At 71.1% G+C, this 16,768-nt stretch carries 19 protein-coding genes; 11 read left to right on the forward strand and 8 right to left on the reverse strand.

Going from position 1 to position 16,768, the window contains the following annotated elements:
• Positions 1-81: 81 nt before the first annotated feature.
• The gene (locus FNV62_RS29505; protein WP_225900414.1) at positions 82-1,077 is read right to left on the reverse strand and encodes an isopenicillin N synthase family dioxygenase; all 996 of its coding nucleotides are present in this window, start codon (positions 1,075-1,077) and stop codon (positions 82-84) included.
• Positions 1,070-1,528 carry a nucleoside deaminase gene (locus FNV62_RS29510; RefSeq protein ID WP_054232117.1) on the reverse strand — a complete coding sequence of 153 codons (459 nt, stop codon included), beginning with the start codon at positions 1,526-1,528 and terminating at the stop codon, positions 1,070-1,072. Before FNV62_RS29510 ends, FNV62_RS29505 begins: the two co-directional genes overlap by 8 nt.
• 101 nt (positions 1,529-1,629) lie before the next feature.
• On the opposite strand from FNV62_RS29510, the gene FNV62_RS29515 reads away from it, so the two are divergent.
• Positions 1,630-2,910: a PucR family transcriptional regulator gene (locus FNV62_RS29515; protein WP_143627676.1), complete on the forward strand. Its 1,281-nt coding sequence runs from the start codon at positions 1,630-1,632 to the stop codon at positions 2,908-2,910.
• An 8-nt stretch (positions 2,911-2,918) separates the two neighbouring features.
• Here the strand turns inward: FNV62_RS29515 and FNV62_RS29520 are convergent, their stop codons facing one another.
• From FNV62_RS29520 to FNV62_RS29535, 4 genes are all read right to left on the reverse strand, one after another.
• A complete protein-coding gene (locus FNV62_RS29520; RefSeq protein WP_225900415.1) occupies positions 2,919-4,016 on the reverse strand; it encodes an abortive phage infection protein in 1,098 nt (365 codons plus the stop codon).
• 123 nt (positions 4,017-4,139) lie between these two features.
• Positions 4,140-4,529: a hypothetical protein gene (locus FNV62_RS29525; protein ID WP_097285771.1), complete on the reverse strand. Its 390-nt coding sequence runs from the start codon at positions 4,527-4,529 to the stop codon at positions 4,140-4,142.
• A 49-nt stretch (positions 4,530-4,578) separates the two neighbouring features.
• On the reverse strand, positions 4,579-5,244 hold the full coding sequence (locus tag FNV62_RS29530) for a class I SAM-dependent DNA methyltransferase (protein ID WP_054232121.1): 666 nt from the start codon (positions 5,242-5,244) through the stop codon (positions 4,579-4,581).
• A 47-nt stretch (positions 5,245-5,291) separates the two neighbouring features.
• The gene (locus FNV62_RS29535; protein WP_143627678.1) at positions 5,292-6,305 is read right to left on the reverse strand and encodes a quinone oxidoreductase family protein; all 1,014 of its coding nucleotides are present in this window, start codon (positions 6,303-6,305) and stop codon (positions 5,292-5,294) included.
• Positions 6,306-6,422: 117 nt separating this feature from the next.
• Between FNV62_RS29535 and FNV62_RS29540 the strand changes: the two genes are divergently transcribed.
• On the forward strand, positions 6,423-6,758 hold the full coding sequence (locus FNV62_RS29540; RefSeq protein WP_143627680.1) for an ArsR/SmtB family transcription factor: 336 nt from the start codon (positions 6,423-6,425) through the stop codon (positions 6,756-6,758).
• A 43-nt stretch (positions 6,759-6,801) separates the two neighbouring features.
• Complete coding sequence (locus FNV62_RS29545) at positions 6,802-7,404, forward strand: hypothetical protein (protein ID WP_225900416.1); 603 nt, start codon at positions 6,802-6,804, stop codon at positions 7,402-7,404.
• A 4-nt stretch (positions 7,405-7,408) separates the two neighbouring features.
• Here FNV62_RS29545 and FNV62_RS29550 read toward each other — a convergent pair whose 3' ends face one another.
• Both FNV62_RS29550 and FNV62_RS29555 read right to left on the reverse strand, forming a co-directional pair.
• On the reverse strand, positions 7,409-8,800 hold the full coding sequence (locus FNV62_RS29550) for a purine-cytosine permease family protein (protein ID WP_060896632.1): 1,392 nt from the start codon (positions 8,798-8,800) through the stop codon (positions 7,409-7,411).
• An 89-nt stretch (positions 8,801-8,889) separates the two neighbouring features.
• Positions 8,890-9,297 carry a PLD nuclease N-terminal domain-containing protein gene (locus FNV62_RS29555; RefSeq protein WP_143627684.1) on the reverse strand — a complete coding sequence of 136 codons (408 nt, stop codon included), beginning with the start codon at positions 9,295-9,297 and terminating at the stop codon, positions 8,890-8,892.
• Between the two features lie 716 nt (positions 9,298-10,013).
• Here FNV62_RS29555 and FNV62_RS29560 point away from each other — a divergent pair.
• From FNV62_RS29560 to FNV62_RS29595, 8 genes are all read left to right on the forward strand, one after another.
• Positions 10,014-11,471 (forward strand): menaquinone biosynthesis decarboxylase, encoded by a 1,458-nt coding sequence (locus FNV62_RS29560; RefSeq protein WP_054232127.1) that lies wholly within the window; start codon positions 10,014-10,016, stop codon positions 11,469-11,471.
• A gap of 46 nt (positions 11,472-11,517) precedes the next feature.
• Positions 11,518-12,423 (forward strand): menaquinone biosynthesis prenyltransferase MqnP, encoded by a 906-nt coding sequence (gene mqnP, locus FNV62_RS29565; protein WP_054232128.1) that lies wholly within the window; start codon positions 11,518-11,520, stop codon positions 12,421-12,423.
• Between the two features lie 31 nt (positions 12,424-12,454).
• The gene (locus FNV62_RS29570) at positions 12,455-13,129 is read left to right on the forward strand and encodes a UbiX family flavin prenyltransferase (RefSeq protein WP_054232129.1); all 675 of its coding nucleotides are present in this window, start codon (positions 12,455-12,457) and stop codon (positions 13,127-13,129) included.
• 123 nt (positions 13,130-13,252) lie between these two features.
• Positions 13,253-13,708, forward strand: coding sequence for an Lrp/AsnC family transcriptional regulator (locus tag FNV62_RS29575; protein ID WP_054232130.1), 456 nt, complete (start codon positions 13,253-13,255; stop codon positions 13,706-13,708).
• Positions 13,709-13,793: 85 nt separating this feature from the next.
• Positions 13,794-14,957, forward strand: coding sequence for an aminofutalosine synthase MqnE (mqnE, locus tag FNV62_RS29580; RefSeq protein ID WP_054232131.1), 1,164 nt, complete (start codon positions 13,794-13,796; stop codon positions 14,955-14,957).
• A 182-nt stretch (positions 14,958-15,139) separates the two neighbouring features.
• A complete protein-coding gene (locus FNV62_RS29585; RefSeq protein ID WP_143602553.1) occupies positions 15,140-15,679 on the forward strand; it encodes a GNAT family N-acetyltransferase in 540 nt (179 codons plus the stop codon).
• Positions 15,680-15,773: 94 nt separating this feature from the next.
• Positions 15,774-16,079, forward strand: coding sequence for a DUF4229 domain-containing protein (locus FNV62_RS29590; protein WP_054232132.1), 306 nt, complete (start codon positions 15,774-15,776; stop codon positions 16,077-16,079).
• Positions 16,080-16,121: 42 nt separating this feature from the next.
• Positions 16,122-16,766, forward strand: coding sequence for a TetR/AcrR family transcriptional regulator (locus FNV62_RS29595; protein WP_054232133.1), 645 nt, complete (start codon positions 16,122-16,124; stop codon positions 16,764-16,766).
• The last annotated feature ends 2 nt before the right edge of the window (positions 16,767-16,768 follow it).

Here is a 16,768-nt window from a genome sequence, read left to right on the forward strand (position 1 = left end):
GTGTAAAAAGGGGGAGTTGATTCGGACTAGGGCATGGGATGTCCGTTTGGTTACGAAATTTTTCCGCGCCCTTTCATCCAGCTATCCCACGGTGATCGAATCCAGCTTTTCGCGCAGATAAACATGGGAGTCGACGGGCGGATACGCGACGCGGCCCACCGGCGCGGGGACCGACTCCACCACCGTCCCCGGCGTGCACTCGCCGAAGTAGACCAGCGACATCAGCTCCTCGGCCGGCGCGTCGGCGGGCGGAGGCAGCACCCGGTGCCGGCCCGAGCGCCACCGGTCGCCCGTCCAACGGGCCATCAGGTCACCGATGTTGATCGTGAACGCCGCCGGGTCGAAGGGCGCGTCCTCCCAGCCGCCCTCGTCCGTGTAGACCTGCAGCCCGCCCTTGCCCGCCTGACGGTCGAGAATGGTGACGGTGCCGAAGTCGGTGTGGGGGCCGATACGGAACTGGCCGGGCTCGGGCTCGCCGACGACCTCTGTCCCCGGGTACCAGTTGATGTTGAAGCCGTACGTCGGGTGGTCCATGTGCCGGGTGAAGAAGTCCGGCTCCAGACCGAGGGCCTCACCCAGCAGGGCCAGCAGGTGGTTCTCCAGCCCGCCCATCCCCGCCAGGTACTCCTCGCAGAGTTTCCGCAGCTCCGGGGCCTCGGCGGGCCACACGTTCGGCGCGTACCACTCCGCGTTGGTCGCAGGGTCCTCGAAGGGCTCGTGCGTCGCGAAGGTCAGCGACTCCTTGAGGTCGGGGGGCGTCTGCGTACCCTCCGAGTAGCCGTTGGCCTCGGCCCCCGGGCCGAGCCAGCCGCGCCCGCCGACCTGGACGGCGTAGGGCTGCTTGACCTCCGTCGGGAGGGTGAAGAAGGCGCGGGCGGCCTCGCGGATGCGGGAGCGGAGGGCCGGGTCCACACCGTGTCCGGTGACGAGGAGGAAACCCGCGCTCTGGAGGGCTTCGTCGACGGTGCGGGCGATGGCGGTACGGGCGTCGGGGTCGCCGTCCAGCCAGGGCCGCAGGTCGATGGTCGGGATGCGCGGGGTGCCGGGGGTACGGGGGCTGCCCAGGGGCCTACTCACCAATGTCCTCGTTCCACAGAGCCGGGTTGTCCTTGATGAAGTCGCGCATCAGCGCGGCGCACTCGGGGTCGTCCAGGAGCACGATCTCCACGCCGTGCTCGGCCAGCCAGTCGTGGCCGCCGTGGAAGGTCTCCGCCTCGCCCACCACGACCCGCGAGATGCCGAACTGGCGCACCAGGCCGGAGCAGTACCAGCACGGCGACAGGGTCGTCACCATGGTCGTACCGCGGTACGAACGCTGTCGTCCCGCAGCGCGGAACGCCGACGTCTCCGCGTGCATGGACGGGTCGCCGTCCTGGACCCGCCGGTTGTGGCCGCGGCCCAGAAGCGTGCCGTCCGCGCCGTACAGCGCGGCGCCGATGGGGATGCCGCCCTCCGCCAGCCCGGCGCGGGCCTCCGCGACGGCGGTCGACAACCACATCCGTGCCCGTGCCTGATCCATACGCTCCATGACTCCACTCTCCTGTGGCCGAAACACGAGGGCAACGTGCGGAAAGTACTCTCCCGGCAAGCCGCACCCGGACGGACTGTCAGCGTCTGAAGGAGGTTCCCGTGCCCGCACTCACCCTCCGCGACATCCTGGCCCTCGACCCCGTCCGTGGCAGCGAGCCCGAACTCCTCGCCGGCGAAGGCGCCCTGGACCGCCCGGTCCGCTGGGTGCATTCGAGCGAGGTGTACGAGGGGGCGAACTTCCTCGACGGCGGCGAACTGCTCCTCACCAACGGCTTCGGGCTGACCGACGCGGACGAGGACACCCGGCGGCGCTACGTCCGCGAGCTGACCGCGCGCGGAGCGGCGGGGCTCGCGGTGGAGGTCGGACGGTCGCTGGTGCGGATGCCGGAGGAGGTCGTCGACGAGGCGCGGCGGCTCGGGCTGCCCCTGCTCGCCCTGCACCGGGTGGTGCCCTTCGTCCGCATCACCGAGGCCGCCAACCGGGCGATCGTGGCGCGCGGCCTGTCCGGGCGGGCGGCGTCCATGCGGCCCTGGGGCGGCGACCACACCGCCGCCCTGCTCGCCGACCTCGCCGACGGCCAAGCCCTCAACCAGCCCGAGGTGGAGGCCCGCGCGGCGCTCGCCGGGTTCCATCCGGGGCCGGGCGCGCGGCTGGTCGGGGTGTCGGCGCACGGGGCGCGCGAGCTGGGCGTGGTCGACCGGGCGGCCCGCTCCCTGGGCGGGGTCGCGGTGCTGCGGGCGGCGTTCCCGGGGGATGTACTGGCGCTGGTGGCGATGCCGGACGACGCCGTACGGGCGGTGACGGCGCGGCGCGATGTCGTACGGGCCGTGCAGGAGGCCTTCCGGACGGTCGCCGAGGCCGGGATGACCGTGGCGGTCGGACACGCGGTCCTCGCGGGCGGCGGCTGGCTGCGCTGGAGCGAGACACTGCGGGCGGCCCGGACGACCCTGGAACTGGCGCTCACCGTGCCGTCCGCCGAACCCGGTCCGACCGGTGGCCCCGCCGTCACCTCCTCCCGCGCCCTCACCCTGGAACGCGAGCTGACCCGAGGCGGCGTGGACGCCAACCGCGACCGCCTCGCCCGCCTGGTCCAGCACACCCTGGGTCCCCTGCTGGCCTGGGAGGCCGCCCACCCCAGCGACCTCGTCCGGACCCTGGAGATCCACCTCCGCCACGGCTGCTCACCCACCCGCACGGCGGCCCTGCTCCACATCGGCCGCCAGTCCCTCTACCAGCGCCTGGAACGCATCGAATCCCTCCTGGGCCTGGAGATCGACGACCCGGACCTCCTGGGCGAACTGCTGGCGGCCCTGTGCGCGCAGCGGATCGTGCGGGGGGTACCGGCGACGGCGGGAGGCGGCCTGCGGACGGTGGCCTGACCTGACCGTCAGCAGTGGCGGGCCCGCGCGTACTGCCGGGCCAGCGCGCGGAACGACTCCTTCGGCTCCCAGTGCCATCCACCGGGGCGGTCCTCGATCGTCTTCACGATGCCGTAGCTCGCCATGTCGAGGTCGTGGCGGGGGTCGCGGGGGCGGTGCGGGGCGTCGGGGGTGACGAAGGTGTACGCCATCGCCGAGTACAGGCCCATCGACTCGAACACCGACAGCACGTCCGTCAGATAGGCGGCCTGGGTGCGCTCACTGCGGACGAGACCGCCCTTGATCTCCGGCGGCTCCTTTCCGTGGTCGACGACGTCCCAGCCCATGCCGCCCTTCTCCGGCGCGCCCTCGAAGGTGCAGCAGCCGAACTCCATGACGGCGACGGGCTTCCCGAAGCGCCGCAGCGCGGCGAGGTCGCGGACGTAGGCGTTCCGGTCCCGGAACCAGCCGTAGTAGTCGACACCGACGAGGTCGAAGAGGCCCCAGTCGACGTCCTCGTCCTGCGCGGCGGCGTACGTGAGCCGCCCGTGGAAGACGGACCTGCCCACGGACGCCGCCTTCGCCGTGAACCGGTGCAGGCGCCGTGCCATCAGTACGGGATCGAAGTCGCCCTTGAGGAGATGCTCGACGCGCTCCTGGGCGTTGGCGCCGGGCACGATCCCGGGCACGTACAGCACGAACTCGCAGCCGACACTGAGATGCACTCCCGCGCCCCGTCGCCGCAGCCGCTCGGCGAACCGGCCCGTCTCCGCGAGGTGGTCGAGGATCTCGCGTTCCGGTACGTCGCCCAGGGCCGGCTCCAGCCAGACGTTCAGACCGAGCTCCGCCGCCTCGGCCGCGGTGGCGGTGAGCCGTTCGACGCCGTCGCCGGTGACCTTGACGGAGTCGGCGTGCAGGTCGTGCGCGATGGCGCGCAGGTCGCGGCGCATGCGCCCGGGGCTCCACCCGGTGCTCGGCGTCTCCCCGTCCGTCACCTCGTACACCACACCCCGGTACGTCAGCCCCGGCCGACGGCCCGTCGCCCCGGCCCGCACGACCGGCAGCACCACCGCGCCCCCGGCTCCCGCGGCCATCCCCATGAACCGTGCCCGAGTGATCCCCCGCATCGCGCCTCCCGTGTCCGCCTTCGCGTTCGCGGACTTCAGTCTGGGAGGCGGTCCTTCGTGCCGCCGTCCGCCGATGGTCTACGGACGGCCGACGAAAGTATCGGCGGGGGCCTCGAGCGCACGTCACACCTCGGACGCCGCCTCCGCGATGCCGTACGCCAGGGCGTCGAAGTTCTCCCGGTAGAAGCCCAGCCGGATGTGGAAGGGCTCCTGCAGGAACGCGCCCTCGCGCGAGACGAACATGGTCGGCGCGGTGGTCAGCGCGCTGTGCACCGCGTGCAGTTCCTCCGTATCGAAGCGGATGTCGTGCGACTCCGTGAGGCCGCCGGAGAGGCGCTCGATGAGCGCGTCGACCGTCTCCCGGCCGGTACCGAGCCGCAGCCTCAGGGTCAGGTCACTGACGTCCCGGTGACGCACATGGCTCAGCGCCTCGCGCATCGCCGCAGCCTGGGCCGGGGTGAGCCGCGCGACGAACCCGTCCCCGTCCCGGGTCAGCCTGAACCGTGTTCTCATGCGTCTCCGCTCCCCTCCTCATCCCGTCCCTCGGAGGAAAACGTCGACGTCACACCGAGGGTTCCGGCCTGCGGGCCAGGACGAACGCCTGCGGGGTCTTCTCGCGGGCGTCGGCCTCGCGGACGAGGCGGGCGACCTCCACCAGCCCCGCCTCGCGCAGCAGCTCGGCGACGCGCTCGGGCGGGAAGCGGTAGACGTCGAGGTCCAGGTCATGGCCGTACGCGTGATCGAGGTGCACGCGCTCGTCGCCCACCTTGAAGGCGAGCAGCAGATGACCGCCCGGTGCCAGGATCCGGTGGAACTCACGGAAGAACAGCGGGAGTTCGTCCAGCGGCGTGTGCACGGTGGAGTACCAGGCGAGGGCCCCGGCGAGTGACGCGTCCTCGATGTCGAGGTCCGTCATCGAGCCCACCTCGAAGCGGAGGTGCGGATGGCTGCGCCGGGCCACGGCGACCATCCGCGGCGACAGATCGATCCCGTACGCGTCCAGCCCGAGGCTCTCCAGGTGGATCGTCACCCGTCCCGGCCCGCACCCGAGGTCCGCGACCTGTCCGCCTCCGCCGTCCCGCACCTTCTCCGCGAAGGCGGCGAGCATGGCCCGGTCGAAGGGCTTGTGCTCCAACTCGGCCTTGAGGAGCTCGCTGTAGTCGACGGCGACGGTGTCGTACGACGCCCTGGTGGCGTCCGGGCGGGAGGTCATGGGGTGAGAGGTCATGGCGCGGAAGACTAGTCGGGGGGACTGACAAGCCTGGTGCGTGGTCGTCACGCGAGGTCGGCGTCCCCGTCCGTGCCGTGGGCGCGCAGCAACAGCTTTCCCGTGCTCGTCCGTGTTCCCATCAGCCGGTGTGCCTCCGCCGCGTCCGGCAGGGCGAACTCCGCCGTCACCGGCAGGGACACCACCCCGTCCACCACCGTCCGGAAGGCGCGTTCGGTGAGGGCGCGCAGTTCGGTCGGGGACGTCTGGGCCAGGGTGAGGATGGAGAAGCCGGAGACCGAGAGGGCCAGGGGGTAGAGGTCGGGCTGGCCCACCTGCCAGGGCTGCGCCCCGCTCGCGTTGCCGAAGGAGACCAGGCGGCCGAAGGGGGCGAGGGAGTCGAGGGAGGCCCGGAGGGTTTCGCCGCCGACCGGGTCGAGTGCCAGGTCGACCCCGCGACCGCCCGTCGCCTCGCGCGCCTCCTTGGCGAAGGAGGGGGTGGTGGAGGAGGTGACGAAGACCTCGTCGTAACCGTGCTCCCGCGCGTACTCGGCCTTCGCCTCGCTCGACACCACCCCGAGGACCGCCCCGGCCCCCGCCGCGCTCGCCAACTGCCCCAGTACCGTGCCCACCCCGCCCGCCGCGCCCTGCACGAGCACCGTCTCGCCGGGCTGGAGCCGGCCCACGGTGTGGATCAGGGCGTACGCGGTGGGCAGCACGGTGGGGAGGGTCGCGCCGGTGCGCAGGTCCACGCCGGGCGGCAGCGGGAAGACGGTCACCGCGTCGGCGACGACGACGTCCGCGTACGCGCCGCCCTGCGTCAGGGCCGCCACCTGCTGCCCCACGGCGAGGCCGGTGACCCCTGCGCCGAGGGCCCGGACGCGGCCCGAGGCCTCCAGACCGGGGACGAAGGGCAGGGCGGGCACCCGGTAGCCGTCGGCCCGTGCCTTGAGGTCGGCGAAGTTCACACCGGTGTACGCCACGTCGATGCTCACCTGCCCCGGACCCGGCGTGGGCACCTCCGCCTCGACGACCCTCAGCACCTCGGGACCGCCGTACTCCTGGATCTCGACCGCGCGCATGGCACACCTCTCACGAGAACTCGTCCGCTCGACTGTTCAATGAAAACCGAACACTCGGGAGTGTATGGTTTCTATCGAACACTCGGCAAGGTGTGAGAGATCTGAGGGGAGTCGGGCGTGACGGAACGAGCGAGTCACCGGGCCGCCCCGGAACACGTCCATCCCGACGACGTTCCGGTCCAGACCGCCCTCGCCGCCCTCGCCGACCCCGTACGCGTCACCCTCGTGCGGGAGTTGGCCGACTCGGCGGAGTGGGCGCGGAGTTGCGGCAGCTTCGACGTGCCCGTCGGCAAGGCGGCCCTCAGCCACCACTTCGCGGTGCTGCGCGGGGCGGGCCTGGTGGAGCAGCGCGACGAAGGCCCCAAGCGCGTCAACCGCCTGCGACGCGAGGAGTTCGAGGCCCGCTTCCCCGGACTCCTCGACCTGGTTCTGCGTGAGGACCGGGCGCACTGAACCGATTCGCCGCCTCCCGCGTCGAAGGGGCATGAAGAAGCGTGTGAGGGGTCGGACGGCCACCGGTGCCACCGTGACCGGTGCCGTCGTGCTGCTGGGGGCGCTGCTCCAAGGATCGAGCGCCGTCGCGCAGGCCGAGCCCGCGCATTCCGCGCCCGTCACCGCCACCTGCGTCGGCACGCGGCCGGCCGGGAGCCTTTCCGACCGCGGCGCCGAGGACTTCACCCCGCTGGACCGGACTCTGGCCCACGTCGAGAGGATGGGCGAGTCCGCCCGCTACGCCGCCGTGTACACGGGCCTGTCGGTCGACGAGGAGGACCGGGCCACGGACGTGTACCGCATGCCGTCCGCCTCCTTCGACGCCGACCTCTGTGGCGCCGCCGAGAAGGGCGTCACGGTGCGGCTGCACGACACCGATGCCAACCGGACCGACCTGGAGGCCCTCGCCGACCGGATCGCCGCGGACATGAACCGCTGGAACGGCACCTTCGACCTGCGCGAAGTCGGCGTGGACGAGGCCGGGTTCGTGTTCGTGGGCGTCGACGACCCCACCACCGCCGCGCCCCTCCTCAAGAAGGCGTTCGGCGCACGGCACATCGAGGTGGGGTACGCCGAACAGGCCTCGCTGCTGAGCACCACCGGCTGACCGCTCAGCCCGTGCGGGGCGCCCGCCGCAGCAGCGCGTACAGCGCCGCGCTCAGCGCGAACCCCACCAGGCAGGTGATGTCGCCGAAGGACGCCCAGTGCTTCGGCACCCAGCCGACGTACTTCTCCTGGTTGGAGAAGAGCGGGACCGAGACCGCCACGCCGACCAACAGGGCGGTGATCCCCGGCCAGTTGGTGAACGCGCGGTCGCCCAGGCGCCGGGCCGGCTCGTCGTCCGGCGTACGGGTCCGCAGCCACCGCTCCACCAGCACCACTCCCAGCCATGGTCCGATCCAGTACGCGATGACCAGCAGGAACGCCTCGTAGGCATGCCCGGCGTCGGACAGCGACGCCCACGCCGCCGCCGTCCCCGCCACGCCCGAGATCACCACCAGCGCGCCGCGCCCCAGCCAGGCCGGCAGCCGCAGGCCGAGCGAGGTGATGGACATGGCGGAGGAGTAGACGTTCAGCGCGTTCGCCGAGATGCCGCCCAGGATGATGGAGAGCAGCACCAGGTCGCCGAGCCAGGACGGGAGATGACCGGTGAAGGCGGCCGTCGGGGTCGCGCCGGCGGGGGCCGCGATCGTCGCCGACGCCGCGCCGACGAGGGAGACGACCGCGACGGAGAGGAAGAGTCCGACGGCCGGGTAGAGAGCGGTCCTGAACCTGTTCGCCGTACGGGGGAGGTAGCGCGAGTAGTCCGTGGCGTACGGGTTCCAGCCCGCCGCGTACCCCCACGCCGTGCTGAACGCCAGCAGGAAGCCGCCGATGCCGCCGCCCCCGCCCGAGGCGCCGAGGTCCGCGTGGTCGAACGTCCACACGCCCGCCACCAGGAACACCACCGCCAGCGCCGGGAACGCGTACTTCTCGAAGGCGTGCACGAAGTTGTGGCCGATGAAGCCGATCACGATCTCGACCGCCACCACGAGCAGCAGCGAGGGCAGGGGGCGCAGACCTGTCAGCGTGTTCAGCGCGAACGCGGCGCTCACGCTGTTCACGGCGAACCAGCCCACGCCCGCCACCAGGGCGTTCACTCCGGCCGGCAGCAGATTGCCCCGGTAGCCGAAGGAGAGGCGGCCGATCACCATCTGCGGGACGCCGAACCGGGGTCCGTCGAGGGACAGGACGCCTTGCGTCAGCGCGCCCAGCGCCGTGCCCAGCAGCAGTGCCGCGGCCGCCTGCCAGAAGTTCAGCCCGAAGAAGAGGACCGAGATCACGCCGATGTACACGGTCGCGAACTCGATGTTCGGGGAGGCCCAGGTCCACAGCAACTGGAGCGGGCTGCCGTGGCGTTCGGCGTCGGGGATCGGTTCCGAGCCCGCCGTCTCGACGGCGATGACTCGGTCGCCGTACTCGGGCGTGATCGGTGCGGTGGTGCCGGCGGGAGCGGTCGTCATGCACCGTAAGTGTCCGGGGCGCCGTCACCCCCGGCCAGAGGCGCACTGTCCGTTCCGGGAGGCTCGTCGGCGTACACCTTGTACGGGCGTCAGCTCTCGGACTCCTCGCCGGCCTCGCGCCGACGCAGCTCCTCCTCGCGGCGCCGCAGGTCCGCCTCCCAGTCCTTCAGGAGTGCCTCGTCCTTGACGTTCTTGGAGGGAGCGGGCTCCGTGTTGAGCGAGTTCAGGAACTCGGGGTTGTCGTCGGGGGCGACGTACTGCGGGCGCTGCTCGCGGTGCCACTCCGAGGGCGTGACGCCTCGGGTCGGGCCCCGGCCGACCTTGCCGGCGACGAGCCAGGCGATCGGGCCGACGAGGACTTCTCCGAAGAGCAGGATGACGATCACCCACACCACCTTGGGCAGGCCGCGGACCTCTTCCTCCGGCGTGTTCAGGCAGTCGATGAACGAGTAGATCCACAGCGCCAGGACCAGCAGGAACGGCAGATACCTGAGCATGGCGGAACGGTCCCCCAGTGGACGGTGGCGGGGCGGTTCGGGGCCCCGGTGACGCGCACAGGGTAGCGGCTGACTTCAACGGGGGGATGACACTTTCCCCGCCCCCACCACCCCAGGGGCTCCACCCGGCCCTGGAGGGGCTTCGCCCCGACTCCCCGTGCGCCTGGTGGTTCGTCGGCTGCGGGTGGGCGGGGGCTGGTCGCGCAGTTCCCCGCGCCCCTGAAGGGGCGCTGCCCCTCGGGGCGGTTCCTCGGCCGCGGGCCGGTGGGGGTTGATCGCGCAGTTCCCCGCGCCCCTGAAAGCCTCGGCCCACCCGGCGTTCGCAGGCGAAGCCGGAGGCCGCACGCACCCCACCCACCCCGGCCCGCATCTTTCAGCCCGTCCGGCGTCTGAGGACGAGGCGGGAGACCGATGCCCCACCCACCCATCCACGTCCGCACCCTTCAGTCCGTCCGGCGTTTGAGGGCGAGGTGGGAGGCCGATGCCCCACCCACCCCACCTACCCATCCACGTCCGCACCCTTCAGCCCGTCCGGCGTTTGAGGACGAGGCCGTTCAGGCCGATGCGGGGGTCTGGGGGCGCAGCCCCCAGCGGGGTGGAAGGGGCGGAGCCCCTGGGATGGGACGGGTAGGGGCGGCGGGGGCGAGAGGGGTGGTCACGCCCACGGCGGTGGGGCGCACGTCGGTGTCGGGTGGGCCTCAGCGATACTTGGACGCATGGCTTACGACGATCTTCGATCCCTGCTGAGGGCGCTGGAGCGCGAGGGCGACCTCAAGCGCATCAAGGCCGAGGTGGACCCGTATCTGGAGGTCGGGGAGATCGTCGACCGGGTGCAGAAGGCGGGTGGACCGGCGCTGCTCTTCGAGAACGTGCGCGGGTCCGCCATGCCGCTCGCCATGAATGTCTTCGGCACCGACCGGCGGCTGCTGAAGGCCCTCGGCCTGAAGTCGTACGGCGAGATCAGCGAGAAGATCGGCGGCCTCCTCAGGCCCGAGCTGCCCCACGGCTTCGTCGGCGTACGCGAGGCCTTCGGCAAGCTCGGCGCGATGACCCACGTACCGCCGAAGAAGGTGAAGTCCGACAACGCGCCCGTGCAGGAAGTCGTGCTGCACGGTGAGGACGTCGACCTGGACGCCCTCCCCGCGCTCTTCACCTGGCCCCAGGACGGCGGCTCCTTCTTCAACCTCGGGCTCACCCACACCAAGGACCCGGAGAGCGGAATCCGCAACCTCGGGCTCTACCGCCTCCAGCGCCACGACAAGCGCACCATCGGGATGCACTGGCAGATCCACAAGGACAGCCGCAACCACTACCAGGTGGCGGCGAGAAGGGGAGAGCGACTGCCGGTCGCGATCGCCTTCGGGTGCCCGCCCGCCGTGACGTACGCCTCCACCGCCCCGCTGCCCGGTGACATCGACGAGTACCTCTTCGCCGGGTTCATCCAGGGCAAGCGGATCGAGATGGTGGACTGCAAGACCGTCCCGCTGCAGGTGCCCGCGAACGCGGAGGTCGTGCTCGAAGGGTGGCTGGAGCCGGGGGAGATGCTCCCGGAGGGACCCTTCGGCGACCACACCGGGTTCTACACGCCCCAGGAGCCCTTCCCGGCGCTGACCATCGACTGCGTCACCATGCGCAAGCGGCCGCTGCTCCAGTCGATCGTCGTGGGGCGGCCCCCGACGGAGGACGGCCCCCTCGGGCGGGCGACCGAGCGCTTCTTCCTCCCCCTGCTGAAGATCATCGTGCCGGACATCGTGGACTACCACCTCCCCGAGGCCGGCGGCTTCCACAACTGCGCGATCATCGCGATCGACAAGAAATATCCCAAGCACGCCCAAAAGGTGATGCACGCCGTCTGGGGGGCGCACATGATGTCCCTCACGAAGCTCATCGTGGTCGTGGACTCGGACTGCGACGTCCACGATCTGCACGAGGTCGCGTGGCGGGCCCTCGGCAACACCGACTACGCCCGCGACCTCACCGTCGTCGAAGGCCCCGTCGACCATCTCGACCACGCGTCCTACCAGCAGTTCTGGGGCGGCAAGGCGGGCATCGACGCGACGAGGAAGTGGCCCGAGGAGGGCTACACCCGGGACGGGGGATGGCCGGAAATGGTTCTCTCCGACCCGGAGACGGCGGCGACGGTCGACCGCCGCTGGAAGGAGTACGGCCTGTGAGGTCCATCGACAGCGGACGGATCGACAGCGGACGGGCGGCCGGCCGGTGACCAGCGCATCCGCCGCGCTCCCGCAGCAGCCGGGGCGCACCAAGGCCTTCCTCCGGCTCGTCATGATCGAGCACTCCGTCTTCGCGCTGCCCTTCGCCTACATCGCCGCGCTGACCGCGATGTTCGCGTGGGACAGGAACATCCACTGGGGCAGGCTGCTGCTCGTCACGATCGCGATGGTCGGGCTGCGCACGTTCGCGATGGCGGCGAACCGGATCATCGACCGCGAGATCGACGCCCGCAACCCGCGCACGGCCCACCGCGAGCTCGTCACCGGCGCGATGAGCGTGAAGCACGCGTGGACGGGCGCGCTGGTCGCGCTGGTCTTCTTCCTGGGTGCCGCGGCCCTCCTGAACCCCCTGTGCCTGGCCCTCGCCCCCATCGCGGTGATCCCGATGGTGGTGTACCCGTACGGCAAACGGTTCACGAACTTCCCGCAGGCCATCCTGGGCCTGGCCCAGGCGATGGGCCCGATCGGCGGCTGGCTGGCGATCTCCGGCGAGTGGTCGTGGGACGCCGTCATCCTGGGGCTCGCGGTCGGGATCTGGATCGGCGGCTTCGACCTGATCTACGCCTGCCAGGACGTCGACACGGACCGCGAGATCGGGGTCATGTCGGTGCCGGCGCGCTTCGGTATCCCCGCCGCGATCTGGGGGGCGCGCGGCTGCCACGCCGTCACCACCGCCCTGTTCGCCTGGTACGCCGTCGCCACCGACGCGGGCGCGTTCTTCTGGCTGGGCCTGCTGATCGTCGCGGGCGCGTTCCTCTACGAGCACTCCATCGTGAAGCCGCACGACCTGTCCCGTCTGAACCGCGCGTTCTTCCAAGTCAACGGATTCATCGGCATCGCCCTGTTCGTGTGTGCCCTGCTCGATCTGCTGGTCCGCGGGCTCACGGTCTGAATCCCGACAGCCGCCGGATACCCTCGACATCATGAAGCCAGGACAGACGCAGCGCCGGCCTTGGATCGTGGGGGTGTCGGGTGCCTCCGGTACGCCGTACGCCGCCTCCGTGCTGCGGGCGCTCCTGGCGGCGGGGGAGAGCGTCGACCTGGTGGTCTCGCGCGCCTCCCGGCTCACGCTGCTCGACGAGACCGGCCTTCCCTTCCGGGACGCCCACTGGCAGGACGACCTGCGGGAATGGCTGGCGCGTGGCGCGGACGGCAAGCCCGGCACCTTCGACGTGCGCATCGAGGACGTACGGCACTGGAGCGCCGGTGACCTGGCGGCGGGGCCGTCCTCGGGCTCGTACCCCTCCAAGGGCATGCTGATCGTGCCGGCCTCGACGGCCTGCGTGGCCGGAGTCGCCCTGGGGCTGTCGAAGGATCTGCTGCAGCGCGCGGCGAGTGTGACGCTCAAGGAGGGGCGCAAGCTCGTCGTCGCCGTCCGCGAGACCCCGTTGAACGGGCAGACGCTGCGTCATCTGGTCTCCCTGGACGACGCGGGCGCCACCGTGCTGCCCGCCTCGCCGGCGTTCTACGCGGGGGCCACCCACATCCAGGACCTGGTGGACTTCGTCGCCGGGCGGGTGTTGGACGCGGCGGGCGTCGAACACGGGCTGTACCGCCGGTGGGAGGGCGAACTCGGCGGCGGTTCCCGAGCGACCTGAGCGGCCACGGCCCAGCACCTGTGAAGCGAAGCACGCACGACCCGAGCACGCACGACCCGAGCACCACTGAGCAACATCGCACCACTCACGACTCACACACTTCAGCGGAAGGCTAGCGATCGCATGGACGCGGTGGACAGGCAGCTCATCCAGGCCCTGAGAGAGAACGGCCGGGCCTCCTACGCGGAGCTGGGGCGCCTCGTCGGTCTGTCGGGACCCAGCGTCACCGACCGCATCAACCGGCTGGAGGCGGCCGGGGTCATCACCGGTTACCGCGCCACCGTCGACTCCGCCTCGCTCGGTCTCGGCGTCACCGCCCTGATCGGCATCTCGCTCTCCGACGCCGCCGACCACGAGGACGTGGCCCGGCGGATGCGGGACCTCGGCGAGATCGAGGACTGCTGGTTCATCGCGGGCGACGACTCGTTCATGCTCAAGGTGCGGGCGAGTGACGTCGACGGGCTGGAGAAGACCATCCGACGGCTCTCGGGGACGAAGGGTGTCTCCCGGACCCGTACGACGATCGTGCTCTCCACGAAGTGGGAGAACCGGGTCGGAGAGCTGCCCGAAGAGGGTTAGGGCACGACGTGCCTGATGGGGGCCCTCCCGCCCGGAGGGTGGGGGAGTACGGTTTACGAAGGCTGTCTGAGGAAGAGGTAGAGGCATGGACGTCGGGCTCAAGCGCGAGCTGGAGCAGAAGGTTCGAGCCGGTGAGCGGCTGACCCGCGAAGACGGCATCGCGCTGTACGAGTCGGACGACCTGGCCTGGCTGGGCGGGCTCGCCCACGAGGTGCGCACGCGCAAGAACGGCGACGTCGTCCACTTCAACGTCAACCGCCACCTCAACATGACGAACGTGTGCACCGCGTCCTGCGCGTACTGCTCGTTCCAGCGCAAGCCGGGCGAGAAGGACGCGTACACGATGCGCATCGAGGAGGCCGTCCGCCTCGCCAAGGCGATGGAGAACGACAACCTCACCGAGCTGCACATCGTCAACGGCCTGCACCCGAACCTGCCGTGGCGCTACTACCCGCGGTCGCTGAGCGAGCTGAAGAAGGCCCTCCCGAACGTCTCCCTGAAGGCCTTCACGGCGACGGAGATCCACCACTTCGAGACCATCTCCGGGCTGTCGGCGTCGGAGATCCTCGACGAGCTGATCGAGGCGGGCCTCGAGTCCCTCACCGGCGGCGGCGCGGAGATCTTCGACTGGGAGGTCCGCCAGCACATCGTGGACCACCGCACGCACTGGGAGGACTGGTCGCGCATCCACCGGCTCGCGCACGAGAAGGGTCTGAAGACCCCGTGCACGATGCTGTACGGGCACATCGAGGAGCCCCGCCACCGCGTCGACCACGTCCTCAGGCTCCGTGAGCTCCAGGACGAGACCGGCGGCTTCCAGGTCTTCATCCCGCTGCGCTACCAGCACGACTTCGTGGACATGAAGGACGGCAAGGTCCGCAACCGGCTCCAGGCGCGCACCCAGATGGCGACCGGCGCCGAGGCCCTGAAGACCTTCGCCGTCTCCCGCCTCCTCTTCGACAACGTGCCGCACGTCAAGGTCTTCTGGGTGATGCACGGCGTGCAGACCGCGCAGCTCGCCCTCCAGCACGGTGCCGACGACATGGACGGCTCGGTCGTCGAGTACAAGATCACGCACGACGCGGACAACTACGGCACGCCGAACAAGCTGACCCGCGAGGACCTGCTCGACCTGATCCGCGACGCGGGCTTCCAGCCGGTCGAGCGCAACACCCGCTACGAGATCATCCGCGAGTACGACGGCCCGGACCCGGCGCGCCGCGAGTCGCCGCAGCCGATGCGCGTCTGACGCTCCGCGGTCCGGTCGTACGCCGATGACGGCCCCGGTGCCGGTTCCCTCCTCGCGGAGGGGGCCGGCATTGCGCTTCGTCCGACGACTCCGTCCTCGGTGTTCCGGAAGTTCAACCCGGCGTGGACGGGTGACATCCGCAGTTGGTCCACTCCGACCTCGGTGTTCTACGCTCGGTGGCCGTGCCACTGACCTTCACCCTGTTCACCCGTGACGCGCAGCCGACCCAGCCCCTGCCCGACCAGCTGCTCACCCTCTGGACGGATGTCACCAACGCGGGCGGTGCGGTCGGCTTCGTGCCGCCGGTGACCGCCGTCGACATACGCCCCCGCGCCGAGGCCCACCTCACCGCGATAGCCGAGGGCCGCACCCGGCTGCTCGCCGGATTCACCGCCGACGGCCGGCTCGCCGCCACCGCGTTCCTCGCCCTCAACGACCACCCCCTCATGCGCCACTGGGCCTGGCTGTACACCGTCATGGTCGACCCGGCCCTCCAGGGTCGCGGCTACGGCGCCGACCTGCTCCGCGAGGCCGAGGACCGGGCCCGCGCGCTCGGCCTGGAGGGACTCCGCCTCACCTGCCGGGGCGGGGAGGGGCTGGAACGCTTCTACGCCTCCTGCGGCTACAAGGAGATCGGCCGGGCGCCCGACGCGCTGCGTGTCGCGCCGGGCGACGACCGTGACGAGATCACGATGCTGCTGCCTCTCCCGCCTGGCGACTGAGGCCCCCCTGCACGAGGATCGGGCCGGGCGTGCTTCACTGGACGGTGCCCTTTGGGAACGTTCGAAACGGTTCGGAACGGAAGAGTGGATTGACATGGGCCGCTACACACTGATGCGCCTCGGCGTCTTCGCCGGCTGCCTCGTGGTCGTCTGGGGCCTCGTCTACCTGGGCATCGCTCCGCGCGGCCTGGGTGACTCCAACTACATGTGGATCGTCCTGCTCGCGCTGGTGATCTCCGCGCCCATCAGTTTCGTCGTGCTGCGCAAGGAGCGCGACCGCGCCTCCGCCCAGGTCGTCGCGCGCGTGGATCGCATGAAGACCAACCTGGAGCAGAACCGCAGCCAGGAGGACGGCGTGGACGACGCCACCCGCGGCGGCGTGCAGGGCCAGACCTCGTAACGCTGTGCCTGGCCGACGGCGGCCGATCGTACGCTTGCCCGTATGGGTGCTGTGAAGAACAAGCGGATGCCGCGCGCGGTACGTGAACAGCAGATGCTGGACGCCGCCGTGCGGACCTTCGGGCAGCGGGGCTACCGATCCGCTTCGATGGACGAGATCGCCGATCTGGCGGGCGTGTCCAAGCCGTTGGTGTATCTGTACCTGAACTCCAAGGAAGACCTCTTCACCGCCTGCATCCGCCGTGAGGCGGCCGCACTGACCACGGCGGTACGCGCGGGCGTCCAGCCCGGCCTGCCCGCCGACCGCCAACTCTGGGCGGGCCTGCGGGCGTTCTTCACGCACACCGCCGAGAACCCGGACGGCTGGGCGGTCCTGCACCGTCAGGCGCGTACGCACGGCGAGCCGTTCGCGGCCGAGGTCGCGGCGATGCGCGAGGAACTCGTCGCGTTCGTCACCCAGCTGATCGTGGTCGCCGCGCGCGAGGCCCATCGTGACCCGTCCCTGGCCGAACGGGAGGTCGCCGGGCTCGCCGAGGCCCTCGTCGGCGCCGCCGAGTCCCTCGCCGCCTGGGCCAACGCCACGCCGGGCGTCTCCGCGAAGCAGGCCGCGGCGACCCTGATGAACTTCGCCTGGGCGGGCCTGGGCGACCTGATGGAGAACCGCCCGTGGACGCCCCCGCAGGACTGACC

This window comes from Streptomyces sp. RLB3-17 (assembly GCF_007113425.2).
Classification (GTDB): Bacteria; Actinomycetota; Actinomycetes; order Streptomycetales; family Streptomycetaceae; genus Streptomyces; species Streptomyces mirabilis_D.